Here is an 18,260-nt window from a genome sequence, read left to right on the forward strand (position 1 = left end):
GACTTTTATGCGAGTTTCATAAGCATGTCACCCATTCTTACCTATTGAGAATTTCCCTCTGTTTTCACTCATATTTGTAACGAAGTAATTTCCAAACAATTCTCACCAAATAAGAAAGCGGCAAAATAAACCACACAAACGCAATCGTTTACTTTGCCATTTTTCTGGTTTAGACGAACTCAACATCGTTTTGATGCACTCGAGCGGCAAGTTGTTTATATCGATCCGCGATGGTGTTACCAAAGACTGGGTCATCTTCATTCTCATGCCACAAGCTTTCAACGTATTGCCAATCTTGGGAAGTAAATAACTCTTCAATCAAAGGTAAAATCTGGCGCTCTTCTAACTCAAGGTGGCGTTTTTGCGTCACAATAAAGTCTTCTAGCTGGTTTATGAACATTTCTTGAGGGACAACCGCATCCTGCAAGATCATCTCTATCAACAGTGAGAACTCTTTGGTTTTGCTCGCCAGCACTTGATGTTCTAACTCCAAGTCTTCCATGGTCTTCTGCTGACCATAATGTTCGAGGAAATAGTGATAGAGGATATCTTCTTTAGGGTGGTGAATTTTTTCAGAATGGTTAGAGAGGTAATCCACGATCTCACTCACCAACGCATAGTTGATGGCGCGTTCTTGTTTAATCTCATTTAATTTGTGGCGCAATATCGCCAGCAGACGGACCATATAGCCGTGTTCGCGTCGAATTCTTTCGATCATCATAGCGTCTCTCCTTAACACCTACTTTTTATAAGTGTATATGAGAAACCCAATACCTGACTCGACGGTGTTCAAAAAAACAGCGATCGTCTTCCCACGATCGCTGTACTGATTTATTTCTCTATATATAAGAAGGAAATTGAGATTTACACCGTCATAGGTAAATGCCAATTGATGGCTTCTTTACCTTGCTGAAGCAGAATCTGGTTCGCTTGCGAGAATGGCTTACTACCAAAGAATCCACGATGCGCCGATAACGGCGATGGATGCGGCGCTGCCAAGACATGGTGTTTATTGCGATCGATAAAACGACCTTTCTTCTGCGCATGTGAGCCCCACAGCAGGAACACCACACCTTCTTGATGCTGGTTAATGGCTTCAATAACGCGGTCAGTAAAGGTTTCCCAGCCGGTTTTCGAATGTGAGTGTGCTTTGCCCTGCTCAACTGTTAATACGGTATTGAGTAGCAACACCCCTTGTTCAGCCCAGCTTTGTAGAAAGCCATGTTGAGGAATTTGGAAACCCTCAATATCTTGCGCCAGTTCTTTGTACATATTCACCAAAGATGGTGGCGTTTTAATACCAGGCAGCACAGAGAAACACAAACCATGCGCTTGATTAGGACCATGGTAAGGGTCTTGCCCCAGAATCACTACTTTAACGTCTTTGAACTCGGTAAAACGAAACGCATTAAATACATCTTTCGCTGGCGGATAAATGGCTTTGCCTGCCGCTCGTTCTGCTTCAACAAAATTCAAAGTATCGACAAAGTAGCTCTGCTCTTTCTCTTCGCCGATCACATCGTGCCAAGTGGGTAACTGATTCATGGAAAGTTCCTGTCCTAATGTTTCCCTCTATTCTAACGAGCGAAACTCAAACAAACAAAAACTTACCACCAGCTTGAGACGGCTTATCAAAAACTGATGCACAGACAACGCGCGTTGATCTTGCTGGTTTGGCTAAAACCAAAATAACCAATACTAATAATGATGACGCTAATTACGCTGCGGCGTTCGAAAGTGCCCTTGTCCTGAGATATGGCGGTTTGGGGTAGGTAAACGTAGTACTCGTCGAGAGTGTGTCGCTGGGATAAAAGAAACTGGTCGAGACATATTGTCATCCTCCTAACTAGCTTCGCCTAACTACAACGTTGAGTTCAGGCGTTTAAAACAAGCGCATAACCGCTCAATGGTTTTAGCTAAGAAAGAAGGATGCCAACTTTGCCATCCCGTTAGGAATTAACCATCTCTTCAATATGGAATTGGCGTAAGGTGTTGATTTCTTGCTGCCAAATATCTGGGTCAATTGTTTCTAAAATCAGAGGGATACCATCAAAACGTGGATCTTTAGCGATGTACTCAAAACAGCTCCAGCCGATCTCACCTTTGCCTAATGAGTGGTGACGGTCAACCTTGCTAGCGAATTCGACTTTTGAATCATTTAGATGCATTGCTCTTAAATAGTGCATGCCTACGATACGGTCGAACTCAGCAAAGGTATACTCGCAATCCTCTTTAGTACGCAGATCGTAACCTGCGGTAAACGTGTGGCAAGTATCGAGACACACACCAACACGTTCTTTGTCTTCCACTTGATCGATGATTTCAGCCAAATGCTCAAACTTCCAGCCTAAGTTAGTGCCTTGTCCTGCCGTGTTCTCAATCACTGCGATCACATTCGGCACTGCTTTGTGCGCGAGGTTGATCGACTCGGCGATCGTCGCTAAGCACTCTTGTTCCGAAACTTTCTTTAGATGACTACCAGGATGGAAGTTCAGCAGCGTTAACCCAAGTTGATTACAACGCTCCATCTCATCAATAAATGCCGCGCGGGATTTATTCAGCTTTTCTTCTTCTGGAGCGCCCAAGTTAATCAAATAAGAGTCATGGGGAAGAATGTGTTCGGCGCCGAAACCAAGCATTTTGCAGTTTGCTTTGAACGCACTAATGGCTTTTTCTTCGAGTGGTTTTGCAACCCATTGACGTTGGTTCTTAGTAAACAGAGCAAACGCATTCGCACCAATTTCACGAGCACGAAGAGGCGCTTGATCAACCCCTCCAGCCGCAGATACGTGAGCACCAATAAATTTGTTTCCAAACTTGTTTTTCATGTTTGTCATTTAATCACTTTAGACTTTCAGTATGGCTACCTAAATACAGGCAGTTGCGTAAACAAGGTTAAGTTTTGAACTCATTTTGTAGTAAATTTACAACAAAATTAACTTTTAAATATTTTTTATATTATCAAATAAATTGTAAATAGTATGTTTTCAAACGTTTTATTGATTTAACTCAAGAAAATCACCTTCAAAAAATTAAGGTTTTTGGTTGTTTTTTGACTTAAATCAATATTAAAATAATGGATATTGGCTATATAATACTTAGCTCGACAAAAATTCGAAAATTAACACCAATAATCACCACGTAAGTGGTCTAGGAGATAGTGATGATCCAAGGTATCCAAATTACTAAAGCAGCTAACGACGAACTACTAAACTCAATCTGGCTACTAGATAGCGAGAAGAACGAAGCGCGTTGTGTTGCAGCAGCATCAACTTACGAAGCTGACCAAGTTATCGCAATCAGCGACCTAGGTGAATACGAAAGCCGTGAAGTAGCAATCGAAACTGCTCCTCGCATCGAAGGTGGTCAACACCTAAACGTGAACGTTCTTAAGCGTGAAACTCTAGAAGACGCAGTTGCACACCCAGAGAACTACCCACAGCTAACTATCCGTGTTTCTGGTTACGCAGTACGTTTCAACTCGCTAACTCCAGAACAGCAACGTGACGTAATCGCTCGTACTTTTACTGAGTCTCTATAATTTCTCAGTAAACTAGCTTGCTAGAATTTAAAAAGCTTGGTCAGCAATGACCAAGCTTTTTTTGTTTCTGGATCCTTCGAAACCCTTCCGATAGTAGAAGCGACTTATCGCTAAGGTGCATTCCTTTGCGAAGGATCTTTCTGAAATGCTTGTGCCAACGAGGTTGGATCAAGCCTATCTCTTTGCAGTGAGGCCCCTTCTGCCCACCAAATCAATTGATGCATAGTGCGATTCATATAGCTGTCCCACTGCACCTGCTCCGACTCATGCGCAGCAACGCCCTGTTCATCAAACACCTCTTGTGCTTTCGGAATATGGATCATTGCAGACACAGGTAAACAGCCCAACTCAGATAAGAAAGTACGCATCGACACTGCAGCACGAGCACCACCCCATTGCCCAGCAGAGTAGGTCACGATAGCACTTGGCTTATAGGAAAACAGTGAACTGCCAAAATGGTTAAGCATGTTTGCCAAGGCAGGACTCATCGAATGGTTGTATTCCGGGCTAACCATCACATACCCATCGGCCTGTTTGATTTTATCCGCCAGCTCACTTAGGTGCTCAGGCACTTTAGAGCGGTGATAAGCAAACTCGGGCTTAAACACATCGCCAAAGTCATAGTCCAATGGGTCAATGATTTCGACAGTATGTTGCGAATGCTGACTCACGATGAGTTTTTCACACGCTCTACTGACTCGCATTCCTAAACGGGCTGGTCGTGGTGGCGTGCTGTCTCTCACTGAACCAAGAAAAATCAAAAAATGCATGCTTCTCTTTCCATCTCATTTAGTTAAGTTCGTTTCTCAATCATAAAGAGAGTTAAAACTTACCGGCAATAAAAAAGGTGAATGATTGCTCATTCACCTCTCGTTATTTGTGTTTTTGATACTGACTATACTTTGAAGCTTACTGCACGCGGCGCAGTACTTGCTTCAGTGCGTCAAAGTCTGCGTCGAGATCTTCCGATAGCAGTTCCATCGCAGCGTGCTTCGCTAGTGGTGCAGGAAGCTCGATGTCGGATTCTAGAATATCATCCACCACTTCTTTGAACTTCGCAGGGTGAGCAGTACATAGGAACAGACCGGTTTCACCGTCTTGCAATTGTTCTTCAAGAACGCGGTAAGCAATCGCACCGTGCGGTTCACACAGGTAACCCATGGCGTATAAATCTTTTACTGCCTGTGCGCTTTGCTCATCAGATACTGCACCTTTACCTAGCGTCTCCAAGCCCCACTTTTTCACGCGACACAGCTCTTCAATACGAGGCCAGTTGTTTGGTTGGCTCACGTCCATCGCGTTCGATGTTGTTGCAACTGTTGGTTTTGGCTCCCACTTACCTGTTTGTAGGTAACGCGGAACCGTGTCATTGGCATTCGTTGCAGCGATAAAGCGTTTGATAGGCAGACCCAGCGCTTTTGCCAGTAGACCAGCAGTTAGGTTACCAAAGTTACCACTTGGTACTGATACCACTAGGTTTTCACGCTCTTGCTTGCTCATTTGCGCAGCTGCTTCAAAGTAGTAACAGATTTGCGCCATCAAACGGCTGATATTGATTGAGTTTGCTGAGTTCAGACCGATCTCTTCACGCAGTGCAGAATCATCAAAAGCTTGCTTAACCAGAGCCTGACACGCATCGAAGTCACCATCGATCGCAACAGTGTGAATGTTTTTACCAAGCGTACAGAATAGCTTCTCTTGCAGCGGGCTGATTTTGCCTTTCGGGTAAAGAATCACAACGTTGATGTCTTCCATACCGTAGAAAGCATGCGCAACGGCTGCGCCAGTATCGCCAGACGTTGCCGTCAGAATGGTGATCTTGCCGCCGTCCGAAACCGCAGCAAGAGATTGCGCCATAAAGCGACCACCAAAGTCTTTAAACGCAAGCGTTGGACCATGGAACAGTTCCAGTGCGTAAACACCGTCTTTTACTTGGTTGATAGGCGCAGGGAATTGGAATGCAGCATCAACAAGAGCATTCACTTGCTCTTCTGCAAGTTCATCGCCAATTAACGCTGATAGAATCTTAGTGCTACGAGAGACAAAGTCTTCTGCAAGCAGCGCATCGATATCTTCAAATTTTGGTAATTCCGATGGGAAAAATAGGCCTTGATTGCGACCTAACCCTTGGCGAACGGCTTGGCCAAAGGAAACTTGTTCATCATTTTCTTTTATATTGTAAAGCTTCATAGCTCACTTCCTGTTACTTTCGAACCCTGCTTATCTAGACGACAAACGTGGACGAATCCTTCTTCGTTTTGTACGTAGTTCTGTTCTAACCAGCGAGCAACTCGCTCAGCGACATCTTTCTCTTTGCAAATACTGAACAGTGTCGGCCCACTGCCAGAAATACCGGTAGCCAATGCACCCGCAGACGCTGCGTATTGACGTGCATTCGCAAAACCCGGAAGCAGTTTCTCACGATACGGTTCTGCGATCACGTCTTTGATCATTTTTGCAGCAAGTTCTGGCTGACCAGAATGACACGCATGGATAAAGCCTGCAAGGTGGCGACCATGAGCAATGATATCTTGTCGGCGGTATTGAGATGGTAGGATCTCACGCGCTTCTGCTGTGGATACTTTGATACCCGGATACGCCATCACCCAGTACCAATCATCAAAGCAAGGCACTTCCTGACTAATGATACCCAACTCTTCAAGCATCAATTGCACACCGCCAAGGTAACATGGTGCGACGTTGTCGTAGTGAATACCACCAGAGATCTTGCCTTCCATTTCTCCCATCAGTGCCAGTAACTCTGTCTCGTTAAGTGGCTGTCCATGGAATCGGTTCAATGCATCTAATGCCGCAACGATAGAACATGCACTTGAGCCTAAACCTGAGCCAATTGGCATGTTCTTTTCTAGCGTCATCTCAAGTGGTTTTAGCTCGACACCTTTTTTGTCTAGCTCACGAGCAAACACCACCCAACAATCGTAAACGATGTTCTCTTTCGGCTCGGTTGGCAGCTTCTCAACAAAATCACCCGCCGTCTTTAGACTGAACGGATCAGCTCCGGACTTAACCAATACTCGGTCGCCCAATAGTGTGCCATCAACTGGAGACACCGCCGCCCCCAGAACGTCGAAACCAACGCTTACATTACCAATTGACGCAGGAGCATAAACCACTACATCCATATCACTTGAACTCATTGTTGTTATACCCCTAGCTTCCAACCTAAAGTACGCATCACATCCGAGAATACGCCAGCAGCCGTAACCTCTGTACCCGCACCGTAACCACGCAATACCAGTGGAATTGGTTGGTAGTAGCGGCTGTAGAATGCCAGTGCGTTTTCACCGTCTTTAATCTTAAACATCGGGTCGTTTTCATCGACTGCAGCAATGCTTACTGTGCATTTACCGTCAACGATTTCACCCACGTAGCGCAGTACTTTGCCTTCTTCCGCTGCTTTAGCTGACAGCTCTTTAAAGTATGCATCCGCTTCTGGCAGGCGTTCCATAAACTCATCAACGCTGCCTGAATCATCAAAGCCTGGTGGCAGAGCTTGATCAACCACAACGTCTTCAAGTTCTAGAGACATGCCTGCTTCACGAGCAAGGATCAGAAGCTTACGCGCCACATCCATACCCGATAGATCGTCACGCGGATCCGGTTCCGTAAAGCCATTTTGTTTCGCGATGTTTGTCGCTTCACTTAGGCTCATGCCTTCATCTAATTTGCCAAAGATGTATGACAGAGAGCCAGAAAGGATGCCGCTGAAGCGCTCTAGTTCATCACCCGCTGAAATTAGGTTTTGTAGGTTTTCGATAACTGGTAGGCCTGCGCCTACGGTTGTTTCGTACATCAATTTACGACGAGAGCTGCGCGCTACATCGCGAAGTTGATGGTAGTAAGCCATGCTTGCTGTGTTTGCTTTTTTGTTTGGTGTTACGACGTGGAAGCCAGCAGCTAGGAAGTCAGCGTATTGATTTGCAATGCTCTCACTTGAAGTACAGTCAACTAACACTGGGTTAATGATGTGATTACGTTGCACCAGTGAAATCAGGCGCGCTAGGCTGAATTCTTCAGTTGAAGCCGACATACGGTCACGCCAATGCTCTAGAGGCAGACCTTCACTATCAAGCAGAAGACCTTTGCTGTTTGCCAATCCACACACGCGGATCACGATGCCTTTCTCTGCAAGCTTCGCCTGTTGACGCTCGATCTGATCCACCAGCTCACCACCAACGCCGCCAATACCAACCACGAAGACATCTAGGAAGTGCTTAGAGTTGAATAGGTTCTCGTGACACGCTTTGATTGCTTCAGAGATTTTGTCTTCAGGAATCACAGCTGAGATAGCACGCTCAGATGAGCCCTGTGCAATTGCCACAATGTTTACGTTCACTTCTGCAAGAGATGAGAAGAAGCGAGATGCAACACCACGAGAGGTACGCATACCATCACCCACTAGCGTCACGATAGAAACGTCATCAATAAAATCGACAGGTTCAAGAAGGCCATCTTTCAATTCCAACTCAAATGCATCCGCTAACACTTGCTGCGCTTTTGCCTTGTCTTGAGCTTCGATACAGAAACTGATGCTGTATTCAGAAGAAGATTGAGTGATAAGCACAATAGACACGCCCGCCGATGACATTGCACCGAATACTCGGCTTGCCATGCCAACCATGCCCTTCATACCCGGGCCAGACACGTTAACCATTGTCAGATCGTTTAGTGTCGTGATGCCTTTGATGGCTAGGTTATCTTCGCCTGTGTCTTGACCAATCAGCGTACCCGCGCCTTGTGGGTTAAAGCTGTTTTTGATCAGGCATGGGATATGGAATTGTGCGATTGGGGCGATGGTTTTCGGGTGCAGAACGGAAGCACCGAAGTAAGAAAGCTCCATCGCTTCTTGATAGCTAAGCGATTTAAGCAGGCGTGCGTCTTCTACTAAGCGAGGGTCACAGTTGTACACACCATCAACGTCTGTCCAGATCTCACAGCAATCTGCGCGCAGACACGCCGCAAGAACCGCCGCAGAGTAGTCTGAGCCATTACGACCTAGTGTAACTAGTTCACCTTTCTCGTTACCGGCAGTAAAACCAGGCATGATGTTCACATGACCTTGAGGAAGAGGATTCTGGCGGAAGTTCTGAGTAGAAACTTCAACATCGACCATGGCTTCTAGGTGATCGCCTTTAGCGTAGAGGTATTCGACTGGGTCGATAAGATGCGCAGGTTGGCCTTTCGCTTCAAGCACTGCCTTCATCAATTGAATCGAAACGCGTTCGCCTTTGCTGATGATGCGTGCATTGACGTTATTTGGGCACATGCCAAGAAGGTTGATGCCATGAACGAACTGGCGTAGCTGAGAAAGCGACGTTTTAACTTGGTTGTCAAACGCTGCGCCATCAATGTTTGGCAACACTGCTTGAATATCACCAAACAGAGCTTTAAAAGAAGCTTCTAGCTCATTGATTTGCAGCTCAGCTTCACCATTACGGAGTGCGCCTTCAATCACCGCAACCAGCTTATTGGTCGTTTTACCTGGTGCAGAAAGTACGACTGCGACTTCTTCTTGTTGCGCATTATTGGCGATGATATCCGCCGCTCTCAAAAAGCGATCTGCATCTGCTAATGATGAACCGCCAAACTTTAATACTCGCATCCCTTCCTCCGATGTATCTTCTTAGATCTGTCTAAATTCTGTATAAAAAAGCATAAAAAAAGGCCTGTATCTTGTTGGATACAGGCCTTTTTTGTGAATTTCTTTCGCTCAGCAGCCTGCCCCAACATTGGTCGTGTCGGTAATAATAATGGTTGTGGTCATTACTACTTGGCTGTGAGATGTCATAAATAAATATTCAACGATAATTATGTGTTTGCTTAACTCTACGTTTACCGAGTTTCGTAAACAGAGTCAACAAAAAATTGTTTATTTTCCGGCCTTGTAGAGATTTATGCTACGCAATGTCATTGATATTTCAATGTAATTACAATGATTTACCAAGATGACACTTAAGATGACTTTTTTCTACAACCAACTCATCTAACTTAAAACCGAGTCTTCTAACCATCTTACATCTGATCTTGAGCGCTGCGCGTAAGATCAAAGTGTCGATCTTTACTGATGCTAATTAACAAACACTTAACTGTGATCAATGTTCCTAGGATCGAATTAAAAGGAAAATAAGTGAGCTAGCTTTCATATTCTATGCTTTAATAGTGAGAAGCTTTTAGCACATACTAATAACAAAGTTAGACACAAGGAGTGGTCAACATGAAAAAATGGATTTTTCTGTTACTGTTCGCCGTGCCTAGCGTTTGTCTAGCGACTGATCTTCCACCTCTTCCGGGCAAAACATCTTCGTCCCCACACAAACTTTTCATCTCTAGTGAAAACTACCAAGCCGACAGTTTTGATGTTTGGAATATCGATGGCGGCTACGCATACGAGCTGTTTGATTCCGTTGATCTTTATGTTGGTGCTCGCGTTAATAACTCACCCACTCAAAACCAAAGTGGTCTTCTTAGTGGTATCAGCTACCACTTTAATGATCGCGTGACGGTGAAGAGTACGGTTCGTTCTTATAAAGGCGAAACAACAGAAGGCATCCGAGAAGAAGAAAGCAGCCTTGCTGCAGAAGTCTCTAGCCGCGTAAAAATCACTGAAAATCTAGATCTTCACGCCACACTCGACTATCAAGATTGGCAACAAGGCTTCGAAGTTGGATTAGGTTTCCGCTTCTAGAAATCCAACGCCTCTTTCGAGATCAACACCCCATTCCAATCCGCATAGACGTAATGCTTAGGCTGGACGATCTGGTTCTGCATTGTCAGGGTCACATTGACTTCACCCACATCGCGTCTCTCCGTTTTAAACGGACAAGTCCCTAACGCTTGAACACCAATATCCATTTGTGACATCTGCGCCACATCACGAATTGCGCCATAAACAATGATGCCTTCCCAGCCATTTTCAATCCCCAGAATTGCCAGTTGGTCACCAAGCAGCGCTTTTTGGCAAGAGCCGTGGCCATCCACTATCAACACTTTTCCGGTGCCGTTTTCGCTGAGAACTTCGCGTACTTTTGAATTATCGTGGTAGCAGCGCACAGTAACAATTTCGCCATGGAAAGCGGTACGTTGACCGAAGTTCTGCAACGGTAAATTTAGCAAGGTGACTTGGTCTTCAAACTGGTCACAAATGTCTGGTGTTATGTCTCTCATAGTTCCTCCGTGAATTGTCCCACTCAAGCTGGTGCTCAAGTGAGTAATATCCTTTTATACGAGCCGCAGTGTTATCGCGCCTAGCTTGTGCATGACCTCTGGGTTAGCACAAGCAATCAGGTAAAGTTCGTCATCAATGACGTAATAGATGGCATTTTGCTGGTACTGATTCGCCAATGTTATCGCTGCTTTTGGAGTGAGCTCCGCTGCGTAACTCTCCTCAAACCATTCAAAAGCTTGATCGCCTACCGTGACAGGCACGTATTTAACGTGGTTTAATTGTTTTTCGAGCTTATGATTACTTATGCAATTCTCTTCTTTTGACCGTAAATTACTGTAAGGGTTCCAAGCAGTTATCACTGCGTAGCTGGTAACCTTCCATTCGGCATGAAAACGGAAGAAAGATTCTGAATAAGCATTCCATAACGATGCGTCTATGTTCGTATTACTTTTTTCTATCATAACTCTTAAACGATTAATAACAGTTACATTTCATCAATTGATGTAAATCAACAAAGTGAATGGAATTAACATTTGAGCATTGTTAGCATGCTGTTAACAATATAAAATCCGCTCCATATCTTAGGGTGTTTACGTTTCAGGCCCCGTAAATAAAGGGAATCGAAAGGTAAACAAGCCCTATAGAATAAACGTCGCCATCGGATACTGGTGAGTTGGCAAAATTCCAAGGAAGGCGGATAACCGAAAGAAGTGTTTTTTTGATCAACTTGATTTATTATCAAAATCACATTACCTGTATGTTATATTTTTGCCTAGAATTTATTCTATTAGCACAATTTTGTCACAAATTTAGGTACCGCCAATGCAAACCCCGCAGATTCTTATCGTAGAAGATGAGCAAGTAACTCGTAACACTCTTAAGAGTATTTTTGAAGCAGAGGGATACGCTGTTTTTGAAGCCAGTGACGGTGAAGAGATGCACCAAGTGTTGTCTGAAAATTCAATCAACTTGGTAATTATGGACATTAATCTTCCAGGCAAGAATGGTCTTCTTCTAGCACGTGAACTTCGCGAACAGGCGAACATCGCTCTGATGTTCCTAACTGGTCGTGACAATGAAGTAGACAAGATCCTAGGTCTTGAAATCGGTGCTGATGACTACATCACTAAACCATTCAACCCACGTGAATTGACTATCCGTGCTCGCAACCTGCTAAGCCGCTCTATGAGCACTAACGCAGTACAAGAAGAGAAACGCTCGGTAGAAAAATACGAATTCAACGGTTGGGTTCTAGACATCAACAGCCGCTCTCTAGTGAGCCCAGCTGGTGATAGCTACAAACTACCTCGCTCTGAGTTCCGTGCACTACTGCACTTCTGTGAGAACCCAGGCAAGATTCAAACTCGTGCTGATCTTCTTAAGAAGATGACTGGCCGTGAGCTTAAGCCACACGACCGTACTGTAGATGTAACGATTCGTCGTATTCGTAAGCACTTTGAATCTGTATCAGGTACACCTGAAATCATCGCGACAATTCACGGTGAAGGTTACCGCTTCTGTGGCGATCTAGAAGACTAATCCGCCTCAGCATAAACAATAAGGGCTTGCTCTATGAGCAAGCCCTTTTTCTATCTGCCGTTTAGCGGTGTTAGTAAACTTTGTCGATCTTAATGCCTTTCTCAACCAACCAACCTTTCTTGCCTGCATCATCGAGCAGCAGTGCTAAATCAACGCGCTTTTCCATATCCGCTTCAATTTGCCATACGAATGCCACTTCCCACTGATTCTCACTGTGCGTGCGCAGCTCTAGCAAGTCTCCATCGATTTCCCATTCAGAGTCACCCTGCTTAACGATAAGCGAATCAACGGTCAAGTTTGCTGGAAGTTCTTTATCGGCCTTCAAGTACAATGCGCCATGCACATTCTGCTCTTGAACTTCACCAATGGTTGGCATCAGATTTACCCATAAGTTGCTTTTCAACTCAACATTCATCTTGTTCATGGTGATTTGACTGTCTTCTTGCCAATCCACTTGAGGAGCAGAACTACAGCCTGCCAGTAGTGCAATTGCCAATGCTGCCGATGCAAATTTCTTCATGTTATTTCCTCTGTTCCAACCAACTTTTTAATACTTGTATATCGTTTTGATACTCGTTTTTAATTTCTTCTACCCAATCTGATATGTTCTCCCACCATGCAGGCATATCTGGAGACTGCGCTTTCTGTGCAACGCTCTGAATGTGTTTAAGACCAATTGAGCCTGCAGCACCTTTGATTTTGTGCGCTTCAGAGACAATGCCATCTTGGTCTTTGGCCGTCATATTTGAATCAAGCACTTCGATGTAATCTGGCATCATGTCTTCAAACATCTTGATGCTATCGTAAACAGGCTTCACTCCAACGATATCCACGTAAGATTCGAGCATATCTAAATCGAGCAAATGCGTATTAAGCACTGGTGATGGCGTTGGTGCGACTTCTTCAATCACCTCAGGTTCTGCAACCACTTCCTGCTCACTCTCAATACGTTCAACAAAGAACTTATCTATCACGGCTTGCATTGCTTGAACCGCAAGTGGCTTGCTGATGGCATCGTCCATGCCGTTATCTAGGTACTCGCGACGATCTTTCATCACATTCGCAGTGAGAGCCACCAGCGGCGGTAAGTTGTCGTAGTGTTCGCGGTAGTACTTAGCCACATCGAAGCCCGTCATGTCTGGCAATTGGATGTCTAGCAGTGCTAAGTCATATTCATCAGGCACAAAGTTCACTAGCGCCTCTTCACCGGTCATCGCTACGGTAACGGTATGACCTAAGCTCTCAAGTAAGGACTTAGCAACAGTCACGTTAAGTTCGATGTCTTCGACCATAAAGATGTTGAGGTGCACTTTATCGCGCTTAGCATCGATAATTGGCTCTTCTAACTCAACGATAGGTACATGAATCGATACGGTAAAGGTACTACCAAAGCCTTCTTCACTTGCTACCGTAATGTCGCCATCCATCATATTGATCAGTTGCTTAGATACCGCCAAACCAATGCCTGTGCCTACCGCATGCAGGTTGTCTTTGCCTGATTTCACTTGGTAGTACATCGCAAAGATCTTATCGAGCTCTTCGTCTGGAATGCCAATACCGGTGTCTTCCACTTCCATAATGATGGTTGCGTAATCTTCTTCAACATCGGCGCTCACCGTCATCACCACACCACCTTCTTTGGTGAACTTCATGGCGTTGCTGACAAGGTTCCAAATAACCTGACGCAGACGTGTGGCATCCACTTCAATCGCTTTAGGCAATGAACTTAAACGCTCTAGGTCAAAGCGCAGGCCTTTTTGCTCTGCCATTAGTGCTGAGATGCTTTCGATTTCAGCGACGAAGTCTTCAAAGTTCAACGGCGCAGGCAGCAGCTCTAATTTACGACGGTCGAATTTGTCCATGTCGATGATGTCGTTGAAGATGTTGCCCAAAGTAATGGCACTGACGTTGATGGTTTGCATGTGCTTGCGCTGCTCGTCTGTCAGTTGGCTATCAAGCAACATACGGCTCAGGCCAACGATGCCGTTTAATGGCGTACGAAGCTCATGACTGATCGTAGAAATAAACGTGGTTTTATCTCGGCTGGCTTTTTCTAGAGACTCTTCATGGCGTTTACGCTCAGTGATATCACGACCGAAGCCCACTAGACCAAGGTGGCGGCCATCTTTGCTGTAGAACGGTACCTTGCGCAGTTCAAAGTAATGCTTACGTCCATCTGGGTATTCGAGCCATTGCTCGTAAGTAATCGCTTGATTGTCGGCAAAGACTTTTTGGTCAGTATCGACGATGTGTTCAGCCACTTCTTTGCTGTAGACATCCCACGGGCTCAAGCCGACTAACTGGTGCTCTTTCTTGCCAGTTAGCTCTTCCATTGCGCGGTTACAACCAGAGAAAACACCATCAGCGTTACGGTAGTAAATCAAGTCTGGAGAGGCGTCGATAAAAGAACGTAATAGTGCGGTACGCTCGGCAAGCTCTAGCTGAGTGCGTTCGCGTTGAAAGACTTCATTCTCGAGGTCTTGCATCGCTTCTTCGCGTGCTTCTTCTGCTTTAATACGCTCTTCAATCTCTTGGTTGAGCTTTTCAATGTTCTGCTGCAGTTGAAAGTTCAACTCTTGGTCACGCGAGCGCATGTCTTTCAGTTTGGAGACTAGCTTCGTCAACCTTTGACGTGACTCTTCTAGTTGATCGACAACCACTGATAAGAAATAAACGGCCCAGGGCGTGATGAGAAGACCAAAGAACACCGAACGAACGATATCGATGTCATCGACATTGCCTTTGAGCGCGAGGGTAATACCCACTTGCACCACGACAGCTAAGGCGACCAGCGCAAGCGCCAGTAATATCGAGAAACGGACAATCCCCAGCTTAACCAAAAGGTCAACGTAATACTGGGCGAGATTTTTCATGGGCTTCATTCACTACTCCATGGAACAAGCTAGATACCGAGCCCTGATGATTGGAAAAGTAAAACCGCAAAGAAACGGTGTCTCTACGGTTTAAATGTTTGAAATACACACAGATGAAATAGCGATGCTTCAGGGCTCTTCAACGCCTCATACTATGTAGTTGCAGTTTAGCGTGTTTAATACGGTGATTTAAACCGCCTGCTCTCAACTTAGAGCAAGCGGTCACAAAGCGTTAGTAAGAACTTGGGTGAAGATGGGTTCGATCTCGACCATCTGCCTTCGCTTGGTAAAGCGCGCTGTCAGCCATGGCGACGCCCATTTCAGGTTCATCACCGTGATGAGGGACATAAGAAACGAAGCCAATACTGACCGTCAGTCGATTTGAAACACTCGAACAACCATGCTCAATTGCCAGCTCGTGAATTTGCTCGTGAATACGCTGGGCGACTTTATGCGCCCCCTCAGTAGTTGTATTTGGCAAGATAAAAGCAAACTCTTCTCCGCCGTATCGAGCTACGCAATCGGAGGAGCGACTCACCACTTGTTGGAATACCGCTGCCACTTTGACGAGGGCTTCATCACCTTGTTGGTGACCATAACAGTCGTTGTAATCTTTGAAGAAATCGATATCACATAACATGATTGTCAGTGGTAACTTCTCACGAATGTGGTGATACCAAAGGGTATGAAGCTGCTCATCAAAACGACGACGGTTAGCCACTTTAGTAAGGCTGTCAGAAAAACTCAGTTTCTCTAGCTCAAGGTTCGCCTCTTCGAGCTTCTGCTCAGCAAGATAACGCTCCGAGATATCACGAGCCATAATCAACACGCCATTAGTGCCGGACGCTTTATCTTTGAACGGCGATTTCACCACATCAAACCATGTGTAGTAGCCATCGCTGCTGCTCACTTTATCGATGTAGCGTATAGGCTGAGTTTGCTTCAAAGCTTGCAAATCACTTGCTTCTAAGCGGATGTAGATATCTTCAGGAATAACGTCTTGTAGGCGCTTACCAATAAGGTCGCTCACATCAGGAATCCCGAGTGCATTAACGAATGGTTTATTACAAGCTTGATAAACCATGTTCTCATTGAAGATACCAATAGAATCAGGACTGGCGTCCAAAATCGTTTGTAGGATCGTATCACGCTGAGCCAATGCAACCTCGGTGTCTTTACGACGCTCCATTTCATCACGAAGGTTTTGTTGCATCTTGTGCCATTCCGTCACGTCATGACTGATGGATAGCGTGCCGATCATCTCACCGGCTTGCGAAACCAGCGAGCTTTGGTTCACTTCAAGCAAACAACTTCGACCTTGAGGATCGGTTGTCCAACGGCGTTCACTTTTACGAGTCGCGATTGGGCGAGCTTTTGACGTACACGCTTCTTCTCTACGTCCTTCCCAAAACAGATCAAATGCGCGGTTGGTCGTTAATACTTTACCTTGTTGATCTTGCAAACAGATCAGCTCAGACAGAGAGTCGATAGCAGAGCGAGCTATGCCCAGTTGTTCAAGCTCTTGCTGGTGTTCTGTATGAGTCACTTGATGTGGGTGAGCATACACAATCCAAACTCGGTGACCGCGAAGCAAACTCTTTCGACCCGACAACTCAACTTTGATGCTCTCTGTCTCGGACAATCGCCAGCCGAACAATTGCTGACGGAAGTGTCGACTAGAAAAGCTATCAAGTAGTGTTACCAGTTCTTCAGTATGAAAGGAAGCAGGATAAAGAAAGCCAGAACCTAATGAACGAATACCAAGTAATTGCATGGCTGAGTCATTAGAAAGCAATAACTGTCCGTGACTAGCATCGATCACTAGTACGGGATAAGGAGAGTCAGTAACCAGCTGTTTCAAGCCGGACTGGAAGCGTATATAGGTCAGTGTGACGGCGATTACGCATACCACAGAGAGCAGGACCACAAATCCGTAGTCGCCCTGCCCATCCCAGAGCCAATTGAGTAACTGATCCATTTTTCCGACCTTTAAAGCAAATCGGGAGAAATATAACAGTTCTTAATCGATCATTCCGCTTTTAATTCTGGTTTGCTATAGATGAAAGCATCGCCGGTTAAGCTACCTTGTGCGCCATCTTTATCTAATGCACGACCAATTTCAGTCATCGCCAACCAACGGTTCTCACACCATAATGGCGATAATAAGGTTGGACGACGCGCAGCAGAAGAAACACGGTGGTAGATCACCTCTTTTGGTGTCATGCGGATCAATTCACTGGCAGTTGCGACGTAAGTTTCTAACTCAGGAGCTTCCAACCTTCCGGCACGCCATGCTTTTGCCATGGTGCTACCTTCAACAATGTGCAATCCGTGAAGCTTAATGCCATCAGTGCCAACTTCGAGCACTTTACGCATCGTTTCAATGTTGTCGTCGCGAGTTTCTTTCGGCAAACCAACGATCAGATGGGTACAAACTTTAATACCCAGAGCACGAGCGCGTTTTGTGATTTCTGCATAGCACTCAAAATCATGACCACGGTTGATACGCTTGAGGGTGTCATTGTTGGCTGTTTGAAGACCAAGCTCTAGCCAAATCTCATAGCCTTGATTCACATAGTCAGACAGTAAATCCAGTACTGCATCAGGAACGCAATCTGGACGAGTGCCCACACAAAGGCCGACGATATCAGCAGCCTTGAGGGCTTCTTCGTACATGTTTTTGAGGACTTGTACTTCTGCATAGGTACTAGTGTACGCCTGAAAATATGCCAGATACTTCTTCGCTCGATGGATCTCTCCCGCGCGATCTTTCAGTTGATCGTGGATGCTTTTGATCTGTACTTCTTCGTCAGCAAACGAAGCCACATTACAGAATGTACAACCACCTCGGCCAATCGTGCCGTCGCGGTTTGGGCAACTAAAGCCACCATGTAAAGTCAGCTTATGGACTTTTTCGCCGTAACGACGCTGAAGGTCTTGGCCTAATGTGTTGACCAACTCATGTAACTGCATAGATTCTCACCAATAGTAAACCGTAATAAATCTCACTACGATTTATGTAACTAAATTACATCCCTGCAAGAAAAAACAAATAATTCTAGTCAATTCAAACAAACAGGTAGCGGTGTGAAATCAATAAAACTGCATAAAACCAACTTAA

16 protein-coding genes and 1 other annotated feature are annotated in these 18,260 nt (G+C 45.2%); of the genes, 3 read left to right on the top strand and 13 right to left on the bottom strand.

Going from position 1 to position 18,260, the window contains the following annotated elements; all coding sequences use genetic code 11:
- Positions 1–169: 169 nt before the first annotated feature.
- The 3 genes from VCHENC03_RS02595 to nfo form a co-directional block, all read right to left on the bottom strand.
- On the bottom strand, positions 170–721 hold the full coding sequence (locus VCHENC03_RS02595; RefSeq protein ID WP_009707707.1) for a hemerythrin domain-containing protein: 552 nt from the start codon (positions 719–721) through the stop codon (positions 170–172).
- A gap of 143 nt (positions 722–864) precedes the next feature.
- Entirely contained in the window at positions 865–1,545 is a 681-nt protein-coding gene (ung, locus tag VCHENC03_RS02590; RefSeq protein ID WP_009707708.1) for a uracil-DNA glycosylase, read from the bottom strand.
- Positions 1,546–1,949: 404 nt separating this feature from the next.
- The gene (gene nfo / locus VCHENC03_RS02585) at positions 1,950–2,837 is read right to left on the bottom strand and encodes a deoxyribonuclease IV (RefSeq protein ID WP_009707709.1); all 888 of its coding nucleotides are present in this window, start codon (positions 2,835–2,837) and stop codon (positions 1,950–1,952) included.
- A gap of 326 nt (positions 2,838–3,163) precedes the next feature.
- On the opposite strand from nfo, the gene grcA reads away from it, so the two are divergent.
- The gene (grcA, locus tag VCHENC03_RS02580) at positions 3,164–3,541 is read left to right on the top strand and encodes an autonomous glycyl radical cofactor GrcA (RefSeq protein ID WP_005434930.1); all 378 of its coding nucleotides are present in this window, start codon (positions 3,164–3,166) and stop codon (positions 3,539–3,541) included.
- Between the two features lie 110 nt (positions 3,542–3,651).
- On the opposite strand, the gene VCHENC03_RS02575 is transcribed toward grcA, so the two are convergent.
- The 4 genes from VCHENC03_RS02575 to thrA all read right to left on the bottom strand — a co-directional run bounded on the left by VCHENC03_RS02575 (position 3,652) and on the right by thrA (position 9,164).
- Positions 3,652–4,311: an NADPH-dependent FMN reductase gene (locus VCHENC03_RS02575; RefSeq protein ID WP_009707710.1), complete on the bottom strand. Its 660-nt coding sequence runs from the start codon at positions 4,309–4,311 to the stop codon at positions 3,652–3,654.
- A 139-nt stretch (positions 4,312–4,450) separates the two neighbouring features.
- Positions 4,451–5,731 carry a threonine synthase gene (gene thrC / locus VCHENC03_RS02570; RefSeq protein WP_009707711.1) on the bottom strand — a complete coding sequence of 427 codons (1,281 nt, stop codon included), beginning with the start codon at positions 5,729–5,731 and terminating at the stop codon, positions 4,451–4,453.
- A complete protein-coding gene (gene thrB / locus VCHENC03_RS02565) occupies positions 5,728–6,684 on the bottom strand; it encodes a homoserine kinase (RefSeq protein WP_009707712.1) in 957 nt (318 codons plus the stop codon). Before thrB ends, thrC begins: the two co-directional genes overlap by 4 nt.
- A 20-nt stretch (positions 6,685–6,704) precedes the next feature.
- The gene (gene thrA, locus VCHENC03_RS02560) at positions 6,705–9,164 is read right to left on the bottom strand and encodes a bifunctional aspartate kinase/homoserine dehydrogenase I (protein ID WP_005434938.1); all 2,460 of its coding nucleotides are present in this window, start codon (positions 9,162–9,164) and stop codon (positions 6,705–6,707) included.
- 53 nt (positions 9,165–9,217) lie between these two features.
- Positions 9,218–9,334, bottom strand: a sequence feature (Thr leader region).
- Positions 9,335–9,776: 442 nt separating this feature from the next.
- Between thrA and VCHENC03_RS02555 the strand changes: the two genes are divergently transcribed.
- A complete protein-coding gene (locus VCHENC03_RS02555) occupies positions 9,777–10,247 on the top strand; it encodes a hypothetical protein (protein ID WP_009707713.1) in 471 nt (156 codons plus the stop codon).
- Here VCHENC03_RS02555 and VCHENC03_RS02550 read toward each other — a convergent pair.
- A complete protein-coding gene (locus tag VCHENC03_RS02550; RefSeq protein WP_009707714.1) occupies positions 10,244–10,726 on the bottom strand; it encodes a putative 4-hydroxy-4-methyl-2-oxoglutarate aldolase in 483 nt (160 codons plus the stop codon). The two genes, VCHENC03_RS02555 and VCHENC03_RS02550, sit on opposite strands and share 4 nt — an antisense overlap.
- A 54-nt stretch (positions 10,727–10,780) precedes the next feature.
- Positions 10,781–11,188 (bottom strand): DUF3293 domain-containing protein, encoded by a 408-nt coding sequence (locus tag VCHENC03_RS0126250; protein WP_032803082.1) that lies wholly within the window; start codon positions 11,186–11,188, stop codon positions 10,781–10,783.
- A 361-nt stretch (positions 11,189–11,549) separates the two neighbouring features.
- On the opposite strand from VCHENC03_RS0126250, the gene arcA reads away from it, so the two are divergent.
- The gene (gene arcA, locus VCHENC03_RS02545; protein WP_005436194.1) at positions 11,550–12,266 is read left to right on the top strand and encodes a two-component system response regulator ArcA; all 717 of its coding nucleotides are present in this window, start codon (positions 11,550–11,552) and stop codon (positions 12,264–12,266) included.
- A gap of 70 nt (positions 12,267–12,336) precedes the next feature.
- Here the strand turns inward: arcA and VCHENC03_RS02540 are convergent, their stop codons facing one another.
- The 4 genes from VCHENC03_RS02540 to VCHENC03_RS02525 form a co-directional block, all read right to left on the bottom strand.
- Complete coding sequence (locus tag VCHENC03_RS02540; RefSeq protein ID WP_009707716.1) at positions 12,337–12,786, bottom strand: hypothetical protein; 450 nt, start codon at positions 12,784–12,786, stop codon at positions 12,337–12,339.
- A 1-nt stretch (position 12,787) separates the two neighbouring features.
- Positions 12,788–15,148 carry an aerobic respiration two-component sensor histidine kinase ArcB gene (gene arcB, locus VCHENC03_RS02535; protein ID WP_005436192.1) on the bottom strand — a complete coding sequence of 787 codons (2,361 nt, stop codon included), beginning with the start codon at positions 15,146–15,148 and terminating at the stop codon, positions 12,788–12,790.
- A 223-nt stretch (positions 15,149–15,371) separates the two neighbouring features.
- On the bottom strand, positions 15,372–17,117 hold the full coding sequence (locus VCHENC03_RS02530; RefSeq protein ID WP_032803085.1) for a sensor domain-containing diguanylate cyclase: 1,746 nt from the start codon (positions 17,115–17,117) through the stop codon (positions 15,372–15,374).
- A gap of 50 nt (positions 17,118–17,167) precedes the next feature.
- Positions 17,168–18,112, bottom strand: a complete 945-nt coding sequence (locus tag VCHENC03_RS02525; protein WP_005436190.1) for a TIGR01212 family radical SAM protein — start codon at positions 18,110–18,112, stop codon at positions 17,168–17,170.
- Between the last annotated feature and the right edge of the window lie 148 nt (positions 18,113–18,260).

It is taken from the genome of Vibrio sp. HENC-03, from assembly GCF_000305755.2.
Classification (GTDB): Bacteria; Pseudomonadota; Gammaproteobacteria; order Enterobacterales; family Vibrionaceae; genus Vibrio; species Vibrio owensii.